Raw genomic sequence first — 21181 nt, 5'->3', positions numbered from 1 at the left:
GACCCGATGTGGTCCCTGTCAACGGTTGTCCGCCCCTTCGCAGGGTGGTGGACCTAGTGTCGGCCGGCATCCGCCCTCGGGGGAGGAGCGGGCCTCGGGTCGATCGGCCGAGGCATCCCGACTGGAGAAGGACAGCGCATGATGCGCAGGTTCACGATCTCGTCGCTGGCAGCGGTGATGGTGCTCGGCACCGTCACGCTCCCGGCGGCAGCGCAGGACGCGGGCTCGCTCGCCTGCCCCGACGGCGCCCCGAGTTCCGGGTTCCATGACGTCCCCGCCGCCAACGTCCACAGCGACGCCATCGACTGTGGTGCGGCGCTCGGTCTGATCCGTGGCAAGACCAGCACCACGTTCGAGCCCCATACCTCCGTCACCCGTGGGCAGGTCGCCTCGCTGCTGGCGCGCACGCTCGACGAGATCGACGCCGGCCTGCCCGGCGTCGCCGACGCACCCACGTTCCCCGACATCGGCCCGCCCCACGGGGACAACATCCGACGTCTCGCTGCGGCGGGCATCGTCCAGGGTCGGACCGACGGTTCCTACGGTCCGCAGGATGCGGTCCGTCGTGACCAGCTCGCATCCCTGTTCGTGCGAGCTTTCGAGTTCACGCTCGGCGACGAGCTCGTCCCCGACGCCCGGAACTACTTCAGCGATGTCCGCACCGGCGTGCACGCGGAGAACATCGATCTGGCGTTCGAGCTCGGGATCCTCCGGGGCAAGACCGATGGCCGGTTCGCCCCGCTGGACGCCACCCGCCGCGACCAGGCTGCGTCCGTGGTCATCCGGTTCCTGGATGAGCTCATCGCGATCCTGGAGGCGCCGTTCGACCTGACCGTCCTGCACATCAACGACGGTGAGTCGGCGCTGCTGCCGGACGAGTCGGCCGGGTTCCCGGGGGCTGCGCGCTTCGTCCACGACCTGAAGCAGGAGCAGGCGGCGGCGGTCGAAGACTTCTTCGCCGGCCAGGTCACCATCTCCGCGGGCGACAACTTCCTGGCTGGTCCGCGTCTGAACGCCTCGATCGACCAGGACCTCGACCCCTTCTACGACGCGCTCGTCTACACCGAGGGGGGCTTCGACGCGATGACCATCGGGAACCACGAGTTCGACTTCGGTCCCGACTTCCTGGCCGCGTTCATCGAGGCGGCCGACGACATCCCGTTCATCTCCGCGAACCTCGACGTCAGCGGCGAGCCGTCGCTGGCCGCGCTCGAGGACGCGGGTCGGATCGGTGCGAGCACCATGCTGCGCACCGTCGGTCGTGACATCGCGGTCGTCGGCGCGACGACCGAGCTGCTGCCGACCATCTCCAGTCCCGGCAACGTCACGGTCAGCGACGTCCTTCCCGCCGTCCAGGCAGAGGTCGACGCGGCGCGCGACGCGGGCGCTGACATCGTGATCGTCTCGAGCCACCTGCAGGACCTCGACAACGAGATCGAGCTCGTGCCGCAGCTCAGCGGTGTCGATGCCGTCGTCGGTGGTGGCGGTGGTGAGTCGCTCGGTGACGACTACCCGCTCCTGGTGGAGAACGCGGACGGCGACGTCATCCCGGTCGTGACCGTGCCGGGCAACTACAGCGACATCGGTCGCCTCGTGCTCGAGTTCGACGGTGACGGGTCGATGTCCATCGGCGCCGCGTCCGAGCTCGTCCCCGTGCCGCTGGAAGGGACGCGGGACGCGTTCATCTCGAACAACGTCGAGGCACCCGTCGCTGCGTACGTCGAGGCGCTGGCGACGAACGTCATCGGCACCACCGAGGTACCCCTCGATGGTATCCGTGACTCCGTCCGCACCCGCGAGACCAACCTCGGCAACATGCTGGTCGACTCGCTCTTCTACGAGGCGGACCAGGTCGCCGGTGTCGACGTGGACCTCGCCCTCCAGAACGGTGGCGGTATCCGCAACGACGGCGTCATCCCGGCGGGCAACATCACCGAGCTCGACACCTTCAACGTGGCGGCGTTCACGAACTTCGTGGCCTACGCCGAGGTGACCGGTGAAGACATCGCGGACGCGCTCGAGATCGCGGTCGCAGCCCAGCCGAACCCGGCGGGTGCCAACGGTCAGTGGTCGGGTATCGAGTTCAGCTTCGATGCCTCGGAGCCGGTGGGCAGCCGTATCGTCGACGCGAAGATCACCCGAGGGGACGCGGATGCGACCAACCACGTCATGTTGGTGATCGGGGGTGTGCTCCAGCCGGCGGCAGCCGCAGAGGTGTTCACCATCGCGAGCATCGACTTCCTGCTCGACGGTGGTGACGGCTACTTCGAAGACCTCGACTTCGATCGGGTCGCGGGTGTCACCTACCAGCAGTCGCTGGCGAACCTGATCCAGCGGGAGAGCCCGATCAACGCCAGCAACTACCCGGACCTGACCGTGGACGAGGACGAGTACACGCGGTGGGGCCCGGTGAGTGAGTTCACCGTGACGCCGCTGCCGTGAGGTAGCCGCACCACGAACACGGCTGGGGCCGCACCTCCGGGTGCGGCCCCAGCCCTGTCGTGACCCCCTCCGCGCTCAGGTGGCGATGCAGTCGCTCTCCTCGACGATCGCGTCACCGTTCAGGGTGATGCTGACGCTGTAGCAGACGTCGGCGGCGGCGCTGCCCGCCGTCGCGACGGTGGCGATGGCCAGCAGGCCGGCGGTGACAGCAGCGCGGATGCGCAGGGACATGCGAGGTTCCTCCTGATCGGCTCGGTCCGGGTGACCGAGTCACGGTGCCGGAGCCTGCTCGTGACGTACCGTGACGTCGAGCAGGAACTCAGGGTGCCGACGTCGAAGGGATGACCCCCTTGTCCGGGGTCGCCGCAGGTCGCTGGCCCGCCGGCAGGCCGTCGGTACACTCGCCACCGGTGCCCGCCGTGTGCGTGCCGGCACCCTCCAGCTGCCCGTACGGTCCGGCCCACCGCCGGCCGGAGCCAGACGACGAGGACGCCCCGTGAGCGCGACCGACACGCCGACCGACACCACCACCCTGACGCTGACCGAGACGGCCGCCGACAAGGTCCGTGGCTTCCTGGTCGACCAGCCGGATGTCGACGAGGTCGCCCTGCGCGTGGCCGTCCAGGCCGGTGGCTGCGCGGGTTTCCGCTACGCGCTGTTCTTCGACGACCGTCAGCTCGACGGTGACCTGGTCGAGACCCAGCACGGCGTGACCCTCCGGGTCGACAAGATGTCCACGCCCTACCTGCACGGCGCGGTCATCGACTGGAAGGAATCGCTCGAGGCCTCCGGCTTCTCGATCGAGAACCCCAACGCGTCTGGCTCCTGCGCCTGCGGTGACAGCGCCACCTTCTGATCCGCGACGCTCACATCCCAACGGCGACGGCCACCCCACACCTCGGGGTGGCCGTCGTCGTGTGACCCGGTCGATCAGCGTCGTCTCGTGGTCGCGACGCCTCACCCAGATCGAGCTCCCGGGTGGCCGTCAGGGGAGGGGCGACCCATCCGTCCTCGGGCTAGCTTCGAGGGACCGGTAGGCGGGAGCGGGCGGTGGACGACGACGGCACCGGCTGGAACGAGGTCCTGGTCGGTGGCTGGACCGAGGAGGTCCGCGACGACGTGGTCCGCCGCGTCGAGCAGCGGACCGTCGGCTGGCGCGGGCCACTGATCCGCACCCTCGCGGATCCGGAGACCGCCCCGGCTGCGTGGACCGAGGTGCTCCACCAGGTCGTGATCGCCGCCATCGCCGAGGAGACCGGCGCCGACCTCGACGAGCTCGGGAGCCACGCAGCCTGGGCGTGCTACGAGGAGGTGTGGCAGCAACTCGTCGAGGGGTGGGAGGACGGCGGCGACCTGGCGACGGTCCCGCTCGGCCAGGAACCCGCGGTCGTTTCCCTCTTGAGCGGCCTGCCCCCGATGGCGGCCGAGGCGGCCGGCGCGGATGTGAGCAACGTGCTGCCGGACCCGCTGTGGATCGCCGGTCGACTGCGCGTGGACGTCGATGGTCTGCGCCTGCTGCTCGAGCGGCGCGTCCTACCGGGTGCGGACGAGGTCCGGATCGAGGCGCTGCTCGACCACGTCGAGGGACGCCGCCGCTGAGGTCGAGGACGGGGCGCTGCTGCCCGTGTCGCCCAGCCGGATCGGGCGACCTAGCAGACGTGGCGCACCCGGCACCGGCCTGTCGGTGGTGGCCTGTGGAGCGTTGTCGGGGGGCTGTGGAACGGTGTCAGCACACGCGGTTGACGGACCCACTCGCACTCACGTTCGATAGGGAACGTCCTCGAGATGGACCCTCGGACCGACTCACGGAGCTGCCCGTTGTCCGCCCCAGCCGCTGCCTCGCACCCGGTGTCACGCCGGGTGCATCAGGGGTACCGGCGTGGACGTCGGGGCGACACGCGGTGGCTGGCGGCCGAACCGGGCGCGAGCTACCGCACGTCCGGATCGGCGGCGAACCTCGTGGCAGGGTCGGTCGCTGGGGGTGGGCACCTGGCGGCGATCGCTTCGGGGGTCACCGGTCTGTCGGGGCTGGACGTCGACAGCTACAGCGCTGAGGAGCTGGGTGAGCTCGCCGCTGCGGTGCAGGTCCAGATCGATGCTCTGACGGTGGTGCGTGATCGGATCGCGGGGGCGTTGCGGCGTCGTGCGGTGCTGGAGGCAGGGCCGGGCAGGGAACGCAAGGCGGTCCGACAGGCCACCCGGCAGCTGGGCGATCGGCTCGGTCTGTCGCCCTCGGAGGCCAAGCAGGCCTCGGAGCGCGGCAAGGTGCTCCAGGACCGTCCGCACCTGGCGCTGGCCGCCACCGGAGCCCCCACCGGCAGCGGCCCTGACCCCGACGCGATCGGCGCTGGTGAGGGGGCAGGGGGTCGGGGGTTGCGGCCCGAGCAGATCGCGGTGATCGGCCGGATCCTGGCCGAGGTCCCGCTCGAACACACAGATCGGGTCGAGGCCGAGCTGCTCGCTGCCGCCCGGACCCAGCACGCGGTCGAGCTGGGGCGCACGGCACGGCGGCTGCTGGCCCGCCTGGATGCGGATGCGGCCAACGCGGCCGAGGAGCGCCGCCACCGCCGTCGCCGGTGTTCGATCGTGCAGACCGCTGATGGGATGACCCGTATCTCGGGTGAGTTCGCCGGTCTGGATGCCGAGGTGGTCAACGCCGCACCCGCGGCGTTCGCCACCCCCGACCTGCCCGGCGAGCCGGCCCGTACCCCCGAGCAACGCACCGCAGACGGGCTGGTCGCCGCCCTCCGCGCGGCTTTGGATGCTGGCTCGGCTCCGGCCGATCGTGGGGTCAAGCCGCACGTGGTCGTCCTCGTGCCACTCGGCGACCCGCCCGAGCCAACGGACGACACCGGCCCCGGCACCGACCACCCGCCCGCCCCCGACGGCACCGGCCACGACGACACCGGCCCCGGCGACACCGGCCCCGGCGACACCGGCCCCGGCGCCGACGTCTCGCCCGGCAACCACGTCCCGGGCGTCGGCACGGCTGACGGCACGGTCCACGCACCGGGCCTCGCCGACCTCCGAGCCCCCACCACGACCGATGACTCGGCCGGTCCCGCGGCCGGTGACGATGCCGCGGCAGGTGCGGCCGACGACCAGGCCAGCCCCGCTGCCGGTGACCAGCTGGGACCGGTGGCCGAGCTGGCCTGGACCGGCCCCATCCCCACCCGCCAGATCCGCCGGCTGCTGGCCGACGCCCACATCCGCCTGCTCGGCATCGACCTCCAAGGCGTACCCATCGCCATGACCCGAGCCGTCGAACAACCTACCCAAGCGCTCTACCTCGCCCTGGTCGCCCGTGACGGCGGCTGCCGCTACCCCGGCTGCGATGCCCCACCGGCCTGGTGCGACGTCGCCCACGCCACCGCCCGACGCGACCGCGGCCCCCTGACCATCCACAACGCCCTGCTGCTGTGCCGCCACCACCACCGCAAGCTGGACCTGGGCAGGTGGACCATCACCATCGATGGCACCGACGCCACCTTCACCCGACCCGGCGGCCGCAGCATCCGCGCCGGACCCGCCCGCGGCCGACCCCCCGACACCAGCTGAACCCCCGACATCAGCCGACCGTCGAGCCCGTCGGCCGGGGCCGATAGGCGTGTGTCGCGGCGGCCTCGGCGGGGCGGGATCCCGCTCGTCACCCGGCGGTGAAGGTCTCGCTGCCGTCCTCGGTCTCGAGGATCACCGCGACGACCCGGTAGGTGCCGGTGCCGTCGTCCTCGGTCGCGATGGTCTTGCGGCCCGGTCGCAGGTCGAAGGTCAGGATCATCTCCTCGTCGCCGCGTCGTCCGAGCCGGACGTCCTCCCACCGCTCGAGCACGTCGTCCTCGGGCTCACCGAGCATGGATTCGGCGTCCTGCCGTGCCGCGTCGATGTCGATGTCGAACCCGACGTCGTCGCCCGCGCCTGCGTCACCGCCGAGGTCGGCGTCCACGCAGTTCGGGTCACCCTCGAGGCACGCACCCGCCGCACCGCCAGCGGCACCGCCCGCCGAAGGGCCGTCGTCGGCCCGCAGGAACTCGTCACCATCGGCGGCGCCGCACGCGGTCAGCAGCAGGAGGGCGACCAGGAGGCCACGGGTGGCCGGGGAGGTACGCATCGACGGAGGTCCTTCCGGGAGTGGCACGCCATCGTGGCGCGCGCTGCCGGTGGGACGTCGGACGGGTGGATGCGGTTCCCCGCACTCAGCGCAGCTTCTCGACCAGGAACGACCAGGCGCCGTCGTCGGTCTCCGACGCCGCTCGCAGCCCCTGGCGCTGCATACGGCACCACACGGGGACGTCGACCTTCGCGGCCGGATCGGTGGCGAGCAGCCGGACCACGGACCCGATCGCCTCGGCCTCGACCGCCCGCGCGAGCTCGATCACCGGCATCGGGCAGGCCAGCCCGCGCGCGTCGACCTCGGTCGTCGGTTCGAGGGACGGCTCGGTGGTCGGCTCGGGCACGGACCGGCTCCTCGCGGGGCGACGGCGGACGCTCCGAGGTTACCCGCGGGGCAGGGTCTGCCCGTCCGTTGCCCGGTCCGCTGCCTCCTCGTCGATCTCGAGGTGCAGCGGGGCCTCGTCGACCCCGGCCGCCGTCCGGTGCGGTGCGCCGCGGTCCACGTCGTAGGTGATCTCCGCACCCCGGAAGTCCGGGGCCTCGTGCACGGCGACCATGACGGCGCTGATCGCGGCGTTGACCGACGTGGCCGTCACCGTCACGGTCGCGCGGACGTGCGGACGGGTGTCGCCCGCGGGCCACCAGGCCATCAGGTGTTCGCTGGATCCTGCGCCGCGCAGGACCCGGTCGAGGTCCTCCGGGGTCGGTGCTGGTGACGGGCCCGTCGCCTCCGGCAGCCGGGCGGTCACCACGATGCGGACCTGGCGGGCCGATCCCGCGTGCTTGACGGGAGCCGGGGTCGCGGCCGCTCCCGCGGCCTCGGCGAGCCCCTCCTCGTGGGTCGGTCCGACGTCGACAGCGACCATCAGGGTGGAGTCGGGCGCCGCCCACGCCAGGTGCGTGGTGGCCGACCGCAGTCCTGACACGGTCGGGGCGACGGCGGCGACGACCACGTCGGAGGGCTGCGCGATCGCCCCGACGGCCCGATCGTTGCGGCGCGGGTCGTGGTGCACGCGGTCCCCGAGGGCCGCCACCTCGGGCGGCAGCGGGGCCTCGCTGTCACCGGTGCGCAGGACCGTGGTCGGTTCGGGGGAGGTCGCACCGAGCCGGCGCGCGAGCTCGGTCGCGAGGGCCAGACCCCGCCGACCGCCCGGCAGGAGGTGATCGCTATGGACCGGCAGCACGACACGGCGGACCGGGACCGCACCGAGGCGCACGATGGCGAGCGGCACGGACGAGCGACCGACGAGCGAGTCGATGAGTTCACCGAAGACGTTCGAGGTCGAGGACCGGCCGCGCCACCCCATCAGCACCAGCGAGGCGTCGTGGTCGGCCACGGCCTGCAACGTGCCCGCGACCACGTCGTCGGCTTCGACCACGACCCCCTGAGCCCGCACCCCGAGCTCACAGGCGATGCTCTCGGCGTCGGCGACGCCGTTCCACGCGTGGGCGCGGACGTCGGCATCGGCACGCACGGGGATGACCGTCAGCGGCACCACGAGGCCACCGTCGGCGTCGGCGATCCTGGCGGCGGCCACCAGCAGCGGGTGCACCGAGGCGGGGTTGACCACCGGGACCACGATCACCCGCCCGAGGTGCTCCACCTGCGTGACCTCCCGCCTGGTCCGGTACGCATCGTGCCTCACCGCGCGCGTCCCTGCCCGGGAACTCCCGGCAGGCGCTCCAGGTTCCCGAACAGGGAGGCAGGTCCCGGGCGGCCGCGCGCCGGCCCGCGAGGGCGGGGCCCCGGATCAGGCGGTGGTGACCTCGAGCTCGCCCTGCTCGTGTGCGGCACGCAGGACCTTCTTGTCGAACTTGCCGACCGAGGTCTTCGGCACCTCCGCGACGAACGCGTACCGCTCCGGCAGCCACCACCGCGCGACCTTGTCCTCGAGGTAACCGTTCAGCTCCTCGGGTGTCACCTCGCTCCCTTCGCGCCGGACGACGCACGCCAGCGGCCGTTCGTCCCAGCGCTCGTCGGCGACAGCGATGACGGCGCACTCGGCGACGTCAGGGTGGCCCATGAGGGCGTTCTCGAGGTCCACCGAGCTGATCCACTCGCCACCCGACTTGATGACGTCCTTGGTGCGGTCGACGAGCTGGACGAAGCCGTTCGGTTCGATGACGCCGACGTCACCGGTGCGCAGCCACCCGTCGTGGAACTTCTCGGGCGTGTCGACCCCGTGGTAGCCGGCGGTGATCCACGGTCCGCGGACCTGGATCTCGCCCATGGCCTCGCCGTCCCACGGCTGTTCGGCGCCGTCCGGGTCGACGATGCGCATGTCGACGCCCGGTACGAGGCGGCCGGTCTTGGCGCGGTAGTCGATGCTCGCCTCGCCGGTCACGCCCGCCGGCGGGGTGGAGACCGTGCCGAGCGGCGACATCTCCGTCATCCCCCAGCCCTGGATGATGGTGACCCCGTAGCGCGCCTCGAACTGGCTGATCATCGAACGGGGGACGGCGCTGCCGCCCACCACGACCCAGTCGAGGGAGGACAGGTCGATGTCGTGGCCCTCGCCGTGGGCCAGCACGCCGTTCCAGACCGTCGGAACGGCCGCCGAGCAGGTGGGCCGCTCGGCCTCGATGAAGGCGACCAGCGGTTCGGGCTGGAGGTGCTCGGCAGGCAGCAGCAGGTCCGCCCCGTACGCCCAGCCGATGTGGATCAGGCCCCAGGCGTTGGCGTGGAACTGGGGCACGATCACGAGCAGCTTGTCGCCGTCGCCGACGCCGACGCCACCGGCGGCCGCCCCGAGGGTGTGGGTCCAGATCGACCGGTGGGAGTACACCACGCCCTTGGGGTTGCCGGTCGTGCCGGAGGTGTAACAGGAGGCGGCTGCGGCGGTCTCGGCCAGCTCGGGCCAACGGAAGCCGGGGTCGGCGTCAGCGAGCAGGTCGTCGTACCGCACGACGCGGGCAGGGTGGCCGTCCAGGGCCGACGCGTCGCCGTCACCGACGACCACGAACACCTCGACGGTGGTCAGCTCGTCGAGCACCCGAGCGAGCAACGGGATGAGGCTGTCGTCGACGATGATGACGCGGTCACCGAGGTCGGCGACCACGAAGGTGAGCTGGTCGGGGAAGAGGCGGATGTTGAGCTGGTGCAGCACGGCGCCCATGCAGGGGATGGCGAAGTAGGCCTCGACGTGCTCCTGGTGGTTCCAGCAGAACGTGCCGACCACGTCGCCGTCACCGATACCGAGGGAGGCGAGCCCGGCAGCCAGCCGGCCGGCGCGGTCGTAGGTCTCGGCGAACGTGACCCGACGGCTGTGGTCCCCACGCCAGGTGACCACCTCGTGGTGCCCGTGGACCTTGCGGCCGTGCTCGAACAGCTGGGTCACGGTCAGCGGGTAGTCCTGCATCGTGCTGTGGACCACGGTCGGCTCCTCGTCGGGCGATGGGTGTGCGCCAGGCGTTCGGAGCCTACGGGGTCACCGGCCGACCCGGCCCCTGAGGTCGGTCACCACCGACGCGTACGCCTCGAGGAACCGGTCGGCGTCGGCGACGGTGGTGTCGGGGCCGACCGAGACGCGTAGGTGCCCGTGGGTCAAGGCCCCCATCGCGACCAGGACGTGCGACGGCTCGCCGCTGGTGGTGGCGCACGACGAGCCGGAGTGCACCGCGAACCCGGCGCGGTCGAGCTCGCGCACGAGCGCCTCGCCGTCGACGTACAGCGCGGACGCCGCGACGATGCCCGGGTGGGCGTCGGCCAACGGGCCGTGCACCTCGACGTCGGCCACCACCTCCGGCAGGCGGGTACGCAGGTGGCGCCGCACCAGCTCCCGTGCGGATCGCTCGGTCTGCAGGTCCCGGAGGGCGACCTGGAGGGCGACCGCCGCGGCGGCGACCGACGGCACGTCGAGCTGGCCGGACCGGCGCCGGCCCTGCCGGTCATCACCCTCCTGGACGGCCACCACCCGCCCGCGTGGCCCCTGGGCGAGGAAGCCCACAGCACGTGGCCCGCCGAACTTCGCGGCGCTCGCGGTGAGCAGATCGGCGCCGAGGTCCGAGACGGCGAGCCCCACCTGGCCGACGCTCTGGCAGGCATCGACGTGCAGGAGCGCGCCGACGTGCGCGCACGCGCGGGCCACCTCGACCACGGGCTGGATGGTGCCGACCTCGTGGTTGGCGTGCTGGAGGTGGACGGCGAGGGTGTCGTCGCGCAGCGCCGCAGCGACCGCGTCCGGATCGACGGTCCCCGAGCCGTCCACGCCGACCACGTCGACCTCGAACCCGTGGTCGACCCGCAGCCGGTCGACCGCGGCGAGGACGGCCGAGTGCTCGACCGCCGAGACCACCAGGTGGCGCCTGGTCCCACCGGCAAGCGCGTCCGCACGGGCGGTACCGAGGACGGCCAGGTGCACCGCCTCGGTCCCGCCGGAGGTCCAGGTCAGCGCGTCGTCCCGGACGCCGACCCCCGCGGCGGTGGCCTCGGTGGCACGGGCGAGCAGCTCGGCGGCGGCGCGCCCCTCGGCGTGGGCACGCGCCGGATCCCCGGTGGCGACCGCCGCGGCATCCCGCCACGCGGTCGCGGCCTCCGGCCGGAGGGGCCAGGCGGCGGCGTGGTCGAGGTACCGGCGTTCGGACACGGGGTGACCCTACTGACGGGCAGGGGGAGGGGCGCGGACGGCAACCGGTGGACGACCGTCCGACGCTCGCCCTGTCGCTCCCGACGGCACTGTCCTAGCGTCGCGTCCCACTGAGCCCGGACTGCGAAGGGACCGTCACACCGTGAGCGCCACGAACCAGCGCGTCGCCATCCGCGACGTGCGCCCCCAGGTCGACGGTGGTCGCCACCCCGCGAAGCGGTCGGTCGGTGAGCTGATCGAGGTCGAGGCCGACGTCTTCGCCGACTCCCACGACGCGCTCCTGGCGACGGTCTGCTGGCGTCCGCGCGGTTCGCGGCGCTGGTCCGAGGTCGCCATGACCCAGCTGGTCAACGACCGGTGGCGGGGCAGCTTCACCGTCGACGAGCCGGGCCGCTACGAGATCCGCGTCACCGGATGGATCGACCGGTTCGGGACCTGGCAACGCGACACCCGCACCAAGCTGGAGGCGGGCGTGGCGACGTCGGTCGACCTCGCCATCGGTGCTGCGTTGCTCGACGAGCTGAAGGCCAAGGGTGAGGACCGCGCCGAGGTCCAGCGGATGCGCGACCAGCTCGTCGACGAGCGGCTCGAGCTGCCCGCTCGCGCCGAGCCCGCCCTGTCGGACGACGCCACCGCCCTCGTCCGCCGTCTGGACGACCGTCGCTACGCGACCGCCTCGGACCGGTTGCCCCTCCGTGTCGATCGCGAACGGGCGCGGTTCTCGGCGTGGTACGAGCTCTTCCCCCGATCGGCCGCCACCGAGCCGGGACGTCACGGCACCTTCGACGACGTCATCGCCCGCCTGCCGTACGTCGCCGACCTCGGGTTCGACGTCCTCTACCTGCCGCCCATCCACCCCATCGGCACCACCCACCGCAAGGGACGCAACAACTCGGTGGTCGCCGAGCCCGGCGACGTCGGCTCCCCGTGGGCCATCGGCAGCCCCGAGGGTGGGCACGAGGCCATCCACCCCGAGCTCGGCACGATCGACGACTTCCGGCGCCTGGTGACGGCGTGCGCCGACCACGGTCTCGAGCTCGCGCTCGACATCGCCTTCCAGTGCTCGCCCGATCACCCGTGGGTCACCGAGCACCCCGAGTGGTTCCGTGCCCGTCCGGACGGCACGATCCAGTACGCCGAGAACCCGCCCAAGAAGTACCAGGACATCTACCCGCTGGACTTCGAGACCGAGGACGCCGAAGGGCTCTGGCAGGCGCTGAAGGGCGTGTTCGAGCACTGGATCGCCGAGGGGATCCGCATCTTCCGGGTCGACAACCCCCACACCAAGGCGTTCGGGTTCTGGGAGTGGTGCCTCGACGAGCTCACCCGCGAGCACCCCGACACCATCTTCCTGTCGGAGTCCTTCACGCGCCCGAAGGTGATGAAGGAGCTCGCTCGCGTCGGCTTCACCCAGTCCTACACCTACTTCGCCTGGCGCGACGCCCGGTGGGAGCTGGCCGAGTACTACGCCGAGCTGCACACCACCGAGGTGGCCGACTACTTCCGTCCGAACTCGTGGCCGAACACGCCCGACATCCTCACCGAGTTCCTGCAGCACGGTGGCCGTGCCGCGTTCGTCCAGAAGCTCATCCTGGCCGCGACGCTGACGGCCAACTACGGCATCTACGGCCCGCCGTTCGAGCTGATGGAGCACGTCGCGCGGCCCGGGGCCGAGGAGTACCTCGACAACGAGAAGTACCAGCTGCGCCACTGGGACCTGGATGCGCCGCACTCGCTGGCCGAGCTCATCGCGCGGGTCAACGCCATCCGGCGTGCCCACCCCGCGCTCCAGCAGGACCGTTCCTTCGCGATCCACCACGTCGACAACGAGGCGCTGTTCGCCTACTCCAAGCGCGATCCGCGATCGGGCGACACCGTGCTGACGGTCGTCAACCTCGACCCGGTGTGGAAGCAGGGTGGGTTCACCTGGCTCGATCTCGAGGCGCTCGGGCTCGAGGGCGAAGGGGCCCGGTTCGAGGTCTACGACGCCCTCGGGGAGTCGCGTTACACCTGGCAGGGTCGGCGCAACTACGTCGAGCTCGACCCCCACGTCACCCCCGGCCACATCTTCGTGATCAGCAGCCTCGACGATCCTGTCGGACCACCCGCGACGGTCGCGGAGGTGGGCCCGTGACGGTGCCGCAGGACGGGGCCATCATCACCGACCCGCAGTGGTACCGGGACGCGGTCATCTACTCGTGCCACGTGCGCTCGTTCGCGGACTCCAACGGTGACGGGTTCGGGGACTTCCGGGGCCTGGCCGACCGGCTGGACTACCTCCAGGACCTCGGGGTCACCGCCATCTGGCTGCTGCCGTTCTACCCCTCGCCGCTGCGCGACGACGGCTACGACATCGCCGACTACACCAGCATCCACCCTGACTACGGGACGATGCGGCAGTTCAAGCGCTTCGTGAAGGAGGCGCACGCGCGGGGCCTGAAGGTCATCACCGAGCTGGTGATCAACCACACCTCCGACCAGCACCCGTGGTTCCAGCGGGCGGTGGCCGCCCCGAAGGGCAGCCGCTACCGCGACTGGTACGTGTGGAGCGACACGCCCGACCCCTACCCCGAGGTCCGGATCATCTTCCAGGACTTCGAGACCTCGAACTGGCAGTGGCACCCGGAGGCCGGCCAGTACTACTGGCACCGCTTCTTCAGCCACCAGCCCGACCTCAACTTCGACAACCCCGAGGTGCACGAGGCGCTGAAGGGCGTCCTCGACTTCTGGGCTGAGATCGGCGTCGACGGGTTCCGACTCGACGCCATCCCGTACCTGTTCGAACGCGAGGGCACCAACGGCGAGAACCTGCCCGAGACCCACGACTACCTCAAGGAGCTGCGCGCCCACCTGGACGAACGTTGGCCGGGCCGGATGTTCCTGGCCGAGGCCAACCAGTGGCCCGAGGACGCCGCCGAGTACTTCGGGGACGGCGACGAGTGCCACATGAACTTCCACTTCCCGCTGATGCCGCGGCTGTTCATGGCCGTCCGTCAGGAGGACCGCTTCCCGGTCATCGACATCCTCCAGCAGACCCCCGAGGTCCCCGACGGCGCCCAGTGGGCGCTGTTCCTGCGCAACCACGACGAGCTCACCCTCGAGATGGTGACCGACGAGGAACGCGACTTCATGTACCGCGCCTACGCGCACGACGCGCGTATGCGCATCAACCTCGGCATCCGGCGCCGGCTGTCCCCGCTGCTCGGCGGCGACCGACGCCTGATCGAGATGATGAACTCGCTGATGTTCTCCATGCCGGGGACGCCGGTGCTGTACTACGGCGACGAGATCGGCATGGGCGACAACATCTGGCTCGGGGACCGCAACGGGGTGCGGACCCCGATGCAGTGGTCCGCTGACCGCAACGCCGGGTTCAGCTCGGCGAACCCGCAGCGCCTCTACCTGCCCGTCGTGATCGACCCCGAGTACCACTACGAGCGCATCAACGTCGAGTCGCAGGAGGAGAACGCCAGCTCCCTGCTGCTGTGGATGAAGCGCCTCATCGCGCTGCGGCAACGCAACACCCAGCTGTTCGGGCGTGGCGACATCGAGTTCGCCCACCCTGACAACCCCAAGGTGCTGGCCTACCTGCGACGGTGGCAGCCGCCGGACGGCGGCCCCGAACAGATCGTCCTCGTCGTCGCCAACCTGTCGCGCCACGCCCAGTCGGCACAGATCCCGCTGGCCGAACACCACGGCCTGTCTCCGGTGGAGATGTTCGGCCGGACGGCGTTCCCGCCCATCACCGACCAGCCCTACCCGTTGACGCTCGGGCCGTACCAGTTCTACTGGTTCTCCATCGAGCGAGCGCCGTCGCGGCTCAGCCTGTCGCAGATGCGTGAGTTCGCCGGGGCCGCGACGGTCGAGACCGCCGAACCCGTCCCCGAGCTGACGCTCGCGGGAGAGTGGCGTGCGTTGCTGCGAGGTCCGGGCAGGGAACGCCTCGAAGCGGTCCTGCCCGCCATCCTCCGGCGGCAGCGCTGGTTCGGCGGCAAGGCGCGCGAGGTCGGGGCCTGCCACGTCGTCGACGTGGCGCCGCTCGGTCGCAAGGACGACCCGGCGCTGCACCTGCTGATCGTCCGGGTCGAGTACGTCGACGGTGAACCCGAGGAGTACGTCCTCGCGGTGGGGTTCGCCGAGGGGGAGGACGCCGGACGCGTCGCCGCGACGGCCCCGACAGCGGTCCTCGCGCACGTGCGGGGCCGCGGTCCCCGCGGTCACACCGGGATCCTCTACGACGTGCTCCAGGACGAGGAGGCAGGGCGGGTGTTGCTCGACACGGTGGCGCGGGGCCGCCGGTCGAAGACCTCCGCCGGTGAGCTGGTCGGCCGCCGGGAGCCGGCGCTCGGCACCAAGGTCCGCAGCAGCGAGCTGCCCGCTCGGATGCTGCGCGGCGAGCAGAGCAACACCTCGATCATCTACGGCGACCGGTACCTGATGAAGGTGCTGCGACGCCTCGAGCCGGGGGAGTCGCCCGACGTCGAGGTCGGTCGGTTCCTGACCGGGCGCGTCGCCCACGTCCCCGAGCTGCTCGGCACCATCGACCACGTCCGGCGCGGCGGTGGCGAGCCGTCCACCCTGGCCATCCTCCAACGGTTCGTCCCCAACGAGGGCGACGCGTGGGTCCACACGCTCGATGAGCTGGAGCGCTACGCCGAACGCGTCATGACCGACCCACCCGTCGGCGGGGTGCCCGACCTGAAGCGGTCCGCCCTCGCGCTCGCCGAGGAGGAGCTGCCCGAGTCGGCCCACGAGCTGCTCGGTCCCTACCTCGACGTCGCTCACCTGCTCGGGCAGCGGACCGCCGAGATGCACGTCGCCCTCGCCGACGACGGTGGCCGCAAGGGGGACGCCTTCTCCCCGGAGCCGTTCACCTCGCTCTACCAGCGCTCGCTGTACCAGTCGATGCGCAACGCCCTGCGCCGCGGCCTCCAACAGGCCGGGAAGGCGTCGGGCTCCCTCACCTCGACGGACGCCCGTCAGCGGGTGGCGGACCTCGCGGCCCGTGAGGACGAGCTGCTCCAGCGGCTGCGCACCCTCTCCGACACCCGCATCGAGGTCAGCCGCATCCGCACCCACGGCGACTACCACCTCGGGCAGGTGCTGTGGACCGGCCGGGACCTGGTGATCATCGACTTCGAGGGTGAACCGGCCCGGCCGCTCGGCGAACGACGCCTGAAGCGGTCGGCGCTCCGTGACGTGGCGGGCATGCTCCGCTCGTTCCAGTACGCCTCGCACTCGGCGCTCCGGTTCCAGGTCGAGCGCGGTGCGGTGACCCCCGAGCGGGAGTCCTACGAGGAGCTGCGGTCGTGGCTCGCGGTGTGGAACCGCTGGACCTCGGCCGGCTTCCTGCGCGGCTACCTCACCACGGCGGCCGGGCACGGGTTCGTGCCGGACGACCCGGATCACACCGCGATCCTGCTCGACACCTTCCTGCTCGAGAAGGCGATCTACGAGCTCGGCTACGAGATGAACAACCGCCCGGAGTGGGTCGACATCCCGCTCACCGGCATCGCCGAGGTGCTCGGCGACCCACCCACGTGACCGACCGACCAGGAGGGCCAGACGTGCCCCGTGACACCCGCCGTCCGACCGACGTGCCGTCCCCGCTCGGCGACGTCGATCTGCACCTGTTCAACGAGGGCAGCCACGTCCGCCTCCACGAGAAGCTCGGCGCGCACCTCGGGGTGGTCGACGGGGTGGTCGGCGCGCACTTCGCCGTCTGGGCCCCCAACGCCGAGCAGGTGTCGGTGATGGGGGACTTCAACGGGTGGGACAAGGACAGCTACCCGCTGGCCCCCCGAGGCGTGTCCGGCATCTGGGAAGGGTTCGTCCCGAACGTGGGGGAGGGTGACACCTACAAGTTCCACATCCGCTCGCGCCACGACGGGTACCGGGTCGACAAGGCCGACCCGTTCGCCATCCACTCCGAGACCCCGCCGCTGACCGGGTCGAAGATCTGGGACCTGTCCTACGAGTGGCACGACGACGACTGGATGCGTGAGCGCGAGAAGCGCCAGCGCCTCGACCAGCCGATGTCGATCTACGAGCTGCACCTCGGCTCGTGGCGGCGGGTCCCGGACGAGGGCGATCGTCCGCTGAACTACACCGAGATGGCCGACCCGCTCATCGCCCACGTCCAGGAGCTCGGCTTCACCCACGTGGAGTTCATGCCGCTGACCGAGCACCCGTTCGGCGGATCGTGGGGCTACCAGACCACCGGGTACTTCGCGCCGACGTCACGGTTCGGCACGCCCCAGGACCTCAAGCACCTCATCGACCGCCTCCACCAGGCCGGCATCGGCGTGATCCTGGACTGGGTCCCGTCGCACTTCCCGTCCGACGAGCACGGCCTGGCGTACTTCGACGGCACCCACCTGTTCGAACACGCCGACCCGCGCAAGGGCTACCACCCGGACTGGAAGAGCTACATCTTCAACTACGGGCGGCCCGAGGTCCTCAGCTTCCTGCTCTCGTCGGCGCTGTTCTGGCTCGAGGAGTACCACGTCGACGGCATCCGGGTCGATGCCGTCGCCTCGATGCTCTACCTCGACTACTCGCGTGAGGAGGGCGAGTGGATCCCCAACGAGTGGGGCGGCAACGAGAACGTCGAGGCCATCGCGTTCCTGCGCCGGTTCAACGAGGAGGTCTACGCCGCCTTCCCCGGGGTCCAGACCATCGCCGAGGAGTCCACCGCGTGGCCGATGGTGTCACGCCCGACCTACGTCGGCGGGCTCGGCTTCGGGATGAAGTGGGACATGGGTTGGATGCACGACACCCTGGCCTACTTCCAGGAGGATCCGGTCCACCGCAAGTACCACCACGACCAGCTCACGTTCCGGTCGGTGTACGCGTTCGCCGAGAACTACTGCCTGCCGCTGTCGCACGACGAGGTCGTGCACGGCAAGGGCTCGATGATCACCAAGATGCCCGGCGACGAGTGGCAGAAGTTCGCCAACCTCCGGGCTCTGTACGCCTACATGTTCACCACGCCCGGCAAGAAGCTGCTGTTCATGGGCGACGAGTTCGGCCAGTGGCAGGAGTGGAGCAACGAACGCAGCCTCGACTGGCACCTGCTCGACCACGAACGGCACGCCGGGCTCCAACGCTGCCTCGGTGACATCGCCCGGCTCTACCGCGAGGAACCTGCCCTCCACGACGGCGACGTCGACCCGGAGGGCTTCGCGTGGCTGGACGCCGGCGACTGGGAGCAGTCGGTGGTCTCCTTCCGCCGCCGCACCCGGGACGGCAGCCGCGAGGTCGTGGTCGTGTGCAACCTCACCCCGGTGCCACGCGACAACTACCGGATCGGGGTCCCTGCACGCGGCTACTGGGCCGAACGCTTCAACTCGGACGCGAGCGCGTACGGCGGGGCCGGCCTCGGCAACCACGGCGGGGTGTCCACGACCCCGTTGCCGTCGCACGGCTTCGGGCACTCGGTGAACCTGACGCTGCCGCCGCTCGGCGTCCTCGTGCTCCAACACGACGCGTCCGTGACCGGGTGACGCCCACCGAACGCCTGGGCCGGAGCCGGGCGCTGCCCGCGTACGCTGGCCGACCCCCGCCTGTCCCGTGACGCCTCGAGAACCCGTGATGGACCGCTACGTCTGCGTGCACGGCCACTTCTACCAGCCGCCGCGTGAGAACCCCTGGCTGGAGCTGGTCGAGCAGCAGGACTCGGCGTGGCCGGCCCACGACTGGAACGAGCGCATCACGGCCGAGTGCTACGGCCCCAACACCGCGGCGCGGGTCCTCGACGAGACCGGGCGCATCGTCGCGCTGGTGGACAACTACGCGGCCATGAGCTTCAACGTCGGCCCGACGCTGCTGGCGTGGATGCACGATCACGCACCCGAGGTCCACGCGGCCATCGTGGCCTCGGACGAGGCCAGTCGCGAACGTTTCGGCGGTCACGGCTCGGCGATGGCCCAGGTGCACAACCACGCCATCATGCCGCTGTGCAACGAGCGCGACCGACGGACCCAGGTGCGCTGGGGCATCGACGACTTCCATCACCGGTTCGGCCGCGACCCCGAGGGGATGTGGCTCGCCGAGACGGCCGCCGACACCGCCTCGCTCGAGGAGCTGGCCGCCCACGGCATCGCCTTCACGGTGCTGTCGCCCTACCAGGCCGCCGCGACCCGCGGGCCTGGCCAGGACTGGACCGACGTCACCGGAGGGCGGGTCGACCCGACCGTCCCGTACCGCGTCTCGCTGCCGTCTGGCCGGTCGATCGCGGTGTTCTTCTACGACGGGCAGGTGTCCCAGGGGGTGGCCTTCGAGGGCCTGCTCCACTCCGGTCACCGCTTCGCCCACCGTATCCTCGGTGCGTTCCCGGACCGCGACGGTCCTGCGTTGGTCAACATCGCGACCGACGGTGAGAGCTACGGCCACCACCACCGCCAGGGTGAGATGGCGCTCGCGCAGGCGCTCCAGCTCATCGAGGCGACCGACGGGGTCCGCCTGACCAACTACGCCGAGCACCTCGCGACGCACCCGCCGCGGCTCGAGGCGCGCATCGTGGAGAACAGCTCGTGGTCGTGCGCGCACGGGGTCGAACGCTGGCGGTCCGACTGCGGTTGCACCAACGGCGAGACCGGCGGCAGCCAGGCGTGGCGCGGACCGCTGCGGGACGCGCTGGACTGGCTGCGCGACGAGCTGGAGGCACCGTTCGAGGCCAAGGCCAAGCAGCTGCTGGCGGACCCGTGGGCGGCCCGGGACGACTACCACCAGGTGGTGCTGCACCGCACCGACAACCTCGGCCCGTTCCTGGCCCGGCACGCCACGCACGACCTCGACCTCGACGAGCTCTCGACGGTCCTCCGCCTGATGGAGACCCAGCGCCACCTGCTGCTGATGTACACCAGCTGCGGGTGGTTCTTCGACGAGCTGTCGCGCATCGAGACCGTCCAGGTGCTGGCCTACGCGGCCCGTGCCATCCAGTTCGCCGACCAGGTCCTCGGGATCGACCTCGAGGACGGGTTCGTGGAGCGGTTGGCGCTGGCGCGCAGCAACCTGCCGCAGTGGTCGGACGGCCGCCGCATCTACGAGGAGCTGCTGCGTCCCGTTCGCGCCGACCTCGAGAAGGTCGCCGCCCACTTCGCCATCAGCGGCCTGTCCCGTGAGTACGGGCGGACCGAGCGGATCGGCTGCTACGAGGTCGAGCGCCACGACGAGCACCGCTCCGAGGCGGGCCGCGCCCGGGTCGGCAGCGGCCGGGTCACCGTGCGGTCGGTCATCACCCTCGCGGAGCGGTCCTTCGAGTACGGCGTGCTGCACTTCGGTGACCACAACTTCCTCTGCGGTGTGCGACCCGTCGGTGACGATGACGACTACCAGCGCACCCGCACGGCGCTCGAGGCCGCCTTCGAGGAGGCCGACTTCCCCGCCACGATCCGGGTGCTCGACGATCAGTTCGGCCCCAACGCCTACTCGCTGCGTGACCTGTTCCGCGACGAGCAGCGACGGCTGCTCGACGAGGTGCTCGAGGGCACGCTGGTGGACGTCGAGGCGACCTACCGCTCGATCTACCGCGGCCGCGCGCCGCTGCTGCGCTTCCTCGCCAGTCTGGACGCGAAGCTGCCCAAGGCGCTGCAGAGCGCTGCGGAGGTGGTCCTCAACGCTGAGCTCCAGGACGCCATCAGCGGCGGCGCGGAACCGGCACGTATCAGCGCGCTGATCGACGAGGCCAACCGCTTCGAGGTCCCGCTGCACGTCGAGGGGCTCGAGCACGCGTTCGCCGAGGCGGTCGGTCGTCGGACGCGACAGCTGCGCCGCGCCCTGGAAGACCCCGAGCTCTTCGAGCGGTTCGGCGACGAGGAGGAGCGGTTCTCGTCCGTTGTCCGCGTCCTGACCGACCAGGCGGAGTGGCTGCCGTTCGAGGCGGACCTGGCCGAGGCGCAGAACCTGTGCTGGCGACTGCTCACCGACCACCGCCCTTCGCTCGTAGCGCGGGCCGGCGAGGGCGACGAGGTCGCGCTGAGGTGGCTCCAGACCATCGATGAGGCGACCGAACGGCTCGGTCTCGCCGTGCCGGAGTAGTC

Annotated in this window: 14 protein-coding genes; 8 read left to right on the top strand and 6 right to left on the bottom strand. The window is 71.2% G+C overall.

Going from position 1 to position 21181, the window contains the following annotated elements:
• Window positions 1-138 precede the first annotated feature (138 nt).
• The gene (locus tag NITAL_RS19370) at window positions 139-2442 is read left to right on the top strand and encodes a 5'-nucleotidase C-terminal domain-containing protein (RefSeq protein ID WP_052667811.1); all 2304 of its coding nucleotides are present in this window, start codon (window positions 139-141) and stop codon (window positions 2440-2442) included.
• Window positions 2443-2517: 75 nt separating this feature from the next.
• Here the strand turns inward: NITAL_RS19370 and NITAL_RS27515 are convergent, their stop codons facing one another.
• A complete protein-coding gene (locus NITAL_RS27515) occupies window positions 2518-2673 on the bottom strand; it encodes a hypothetical protein (RefSeq protein WP_157041966.1) in 156 nt (51 codons plus the stop codon).
• Window positions 2674-2938: 265 nt separating this feature from the next.
• Between NITAL_RS27515 and NITAL_RS19365 the strand changes: the two genes are divergently transcribed.
• The 3 genes from NITAL_RS19365 to NITAL_RS19355 all read left to right on the top strand — a co-directional run bounded on the left by NITAL_RS19365 (window position 2939) and on the right by NITAL_RS19355 (window position 6000).
• The gene (locus NITAL_RS19365) at window positions 2939-3298 is read left to right on the top strand and encodes a HesB/IscA family protein (RefSeq protein ID WP_052667809.1); all 360 of its coding nucleotides are present in this window, start codon (window positions 2939-2941) and stop codon (window positions 3296-3298) included.
• Window positions 3299-3492: 194 nt separating this feature from the next.
• On the top strand, window positions 3493-4041 hold the full coding sequence (locus NITAL_RS19360; protein WP_052667807.1) for a hypothetical protein: 549 nt from the start codon (window positions 3493-3495) through the stop codon (window positions 4039-4041).
• Window positions 4042-4260: 219 nt separating this feature from the next.
• Window positions 4261-6000 carry an HNH endonuclease signature motif containing protein gene (locus NITAL_RS19355; RefSeq protein WP_169786902.1) on the top strand — a complete coding sequence of 580 codons (1740 nt, stop codon included), beginning with the start codon at window positions 4261-4263 and terminating at the stop codon, window positions 5998-6000.
• A gap of 88 nt (window positions 6001-6088) precedes the next feature.
• On the opposite strand, the gene NITAL_RS19350 is transcribed toward NITAL_RS19355, so the two are convergent.
• From NITAL_RS19350 to NITAL_RS19330, 5 genes are all read right to left on the bottom strand, one after another.
• Window positions 6089-6550, bottom strand: coding sequence for a hypothetical protein (locus tag NITAL_RS19350; protein ID WP_052667803.1), 462 nt, complete (start codon window positions 6548-6550; stop codon window positions 6089-6091).
• A gap of 85 nt (window positions 6551-6635) precedes the next feature.
• Window positions 6636-6896 (bottom strand): sulfurtransferase TusA family protein, encoded by a 261-nt coding sequence (locus tag NITAL_RS19345; RefSeq protein WP_211262525.1) that lies wholly within the window; start codon window positions 6894-6896, stop codon window positions 6636-6638.
• 39 nt (window positions 6897-6935) lie between these two features.
• Window positions 6936-8156, bottom strand: a complete 1221-nt coding sequence (locus NITAL_RS19340; RefSeq protein WP_052667801.1) for a universal stress protein — start codon at window positions 8154-8156, stop codon at window positions 6936-6938.
• Between the two features lie 147 nt (window positions 8157-8303).
• Window positions 8304-9926: a long-chain fatty acid--CoA ligase gene (locus NITAL_RS19335; protein ID WP_211262524.1), complete on the bottom strand. Its 1623-nt coding sequence runs from the start codon at window positions 9924-9926 to the stop codon at window positions 8304-8306.
• Window positions 9927-9980: 54 nt separating this feature from the next.
• Window positions 9981-11138, bottom strand: coding sequence for a cysteine desulfurase family protein (locus tag NITAL_RS19330; RefSeq protein WP_052667799.1), 1158 nt, complete (start codon window positions 11136-11138; stop codon window positions 9981-9983).
• 142 nt (window positions 11139-11280) lie between these two features.
• On the opposite strand from NITAL_RS19330, the gene NITAL_RS19325 reads away from it, so the two are divergent.
• The 4 genes from NITAL_RS19325 to NITAL_RS19310 all read left to right on the top strand — a co-directional run bounded on the left by NITAL_RS19325 (window position 11281) and on the right by NITAL_RS19310 (window position 21179).
• Window positions 11281-13272: an alpha-1,4-glucan--maltose-1-phosphate maltosyltransferase gene (locus NITAL_RS19325; RefSeq protein WP_052667798.1), complete on the top strand. Its 1992-nt coding sequence runs from the start codon at window positions 11281-11283 to the stop codon at window positions 13270-13272.
• Window positions 13269-16682, top strand: a complete 3414-nt coding sequence (gene treS, locus NITAL_RS19320; protein WP_052667796.1) for a maltose alpha-D-glucosyltransferase — start codon at window positions 13269-13271, stop codon at window positions 16680-16682. Before NITAL_RS19325 ends, treS begins: the two co-directional genes overlap by 4 nt.
• Window positions 16683-16705: 23 nt before the next feature.
• A complete protein-coding gene (gene glgB, locus NITAL_RS19315; RefSeq protein ID WP_052667795.1) occupies window positions 16706-18643 on the top strand; it encodes a 1,4-alpha-glucan branching protein GlgB in 1938 nt (645 codons plus the stop codon).
• Window positions 18644-18731: 88 nt separating this feature from the next.
• Window positions 18732-21179, top strand: a complete 2448-nt coding sequence (locus NITAL_RS19310; RefSeq protein WP_052669820.1) for a DUF3536 domain-containing protein — start codon at window positions 18732-18734, stop codon at window positions 21177-21179.
• Window positions 21180-21181 lie beyond the last annotated feature (2 nt).

The organism is Nitriliruptor alkaliphilus DSM 45188, from assembly GCF_000969705.1.
Lineage (GTDB): Bacteria > Actinomycetota > Nitriliruptoria > Nitriliruptorales > Nitriliruptoraceae > Nitriliruptor > Nitriliruptor alkaliphilus.
This window is presented reverse-complemented; position numbering and strand designations above follow the sequence as displayed.

Coding starts and splice junctions, on each gene's coding strand:
- NITAL_RS19370 (WP_052667811.1), top strand. CDS start 139: ATGATGCGCAGGTTCACGATCTCGTCGCTGGCAGCGGTGATGGTGCTC.
- NITAL_RS27515 (WP_157041966.1), bottom strand. CDS start 2,673: ATGTCCCTGCGCATCCGCGCTGCTGTCACCGCCGGCCTGCTGGCCATC.
- NITAL_RS19350 (WP_052667803.1), bottom strand. CDS start 6,550: ATGCGTACCTCCCCGGCCACCCGTGGCCTCCTGGTCGCCCTCCTGCTG.
- NITAL_RS19310 (WP_052669820.1), top strand. CDS start 18,732: ATGGACCGCTACGTCTGCGTGCACGGCCACTTCTACCAGCCGCCGCGT.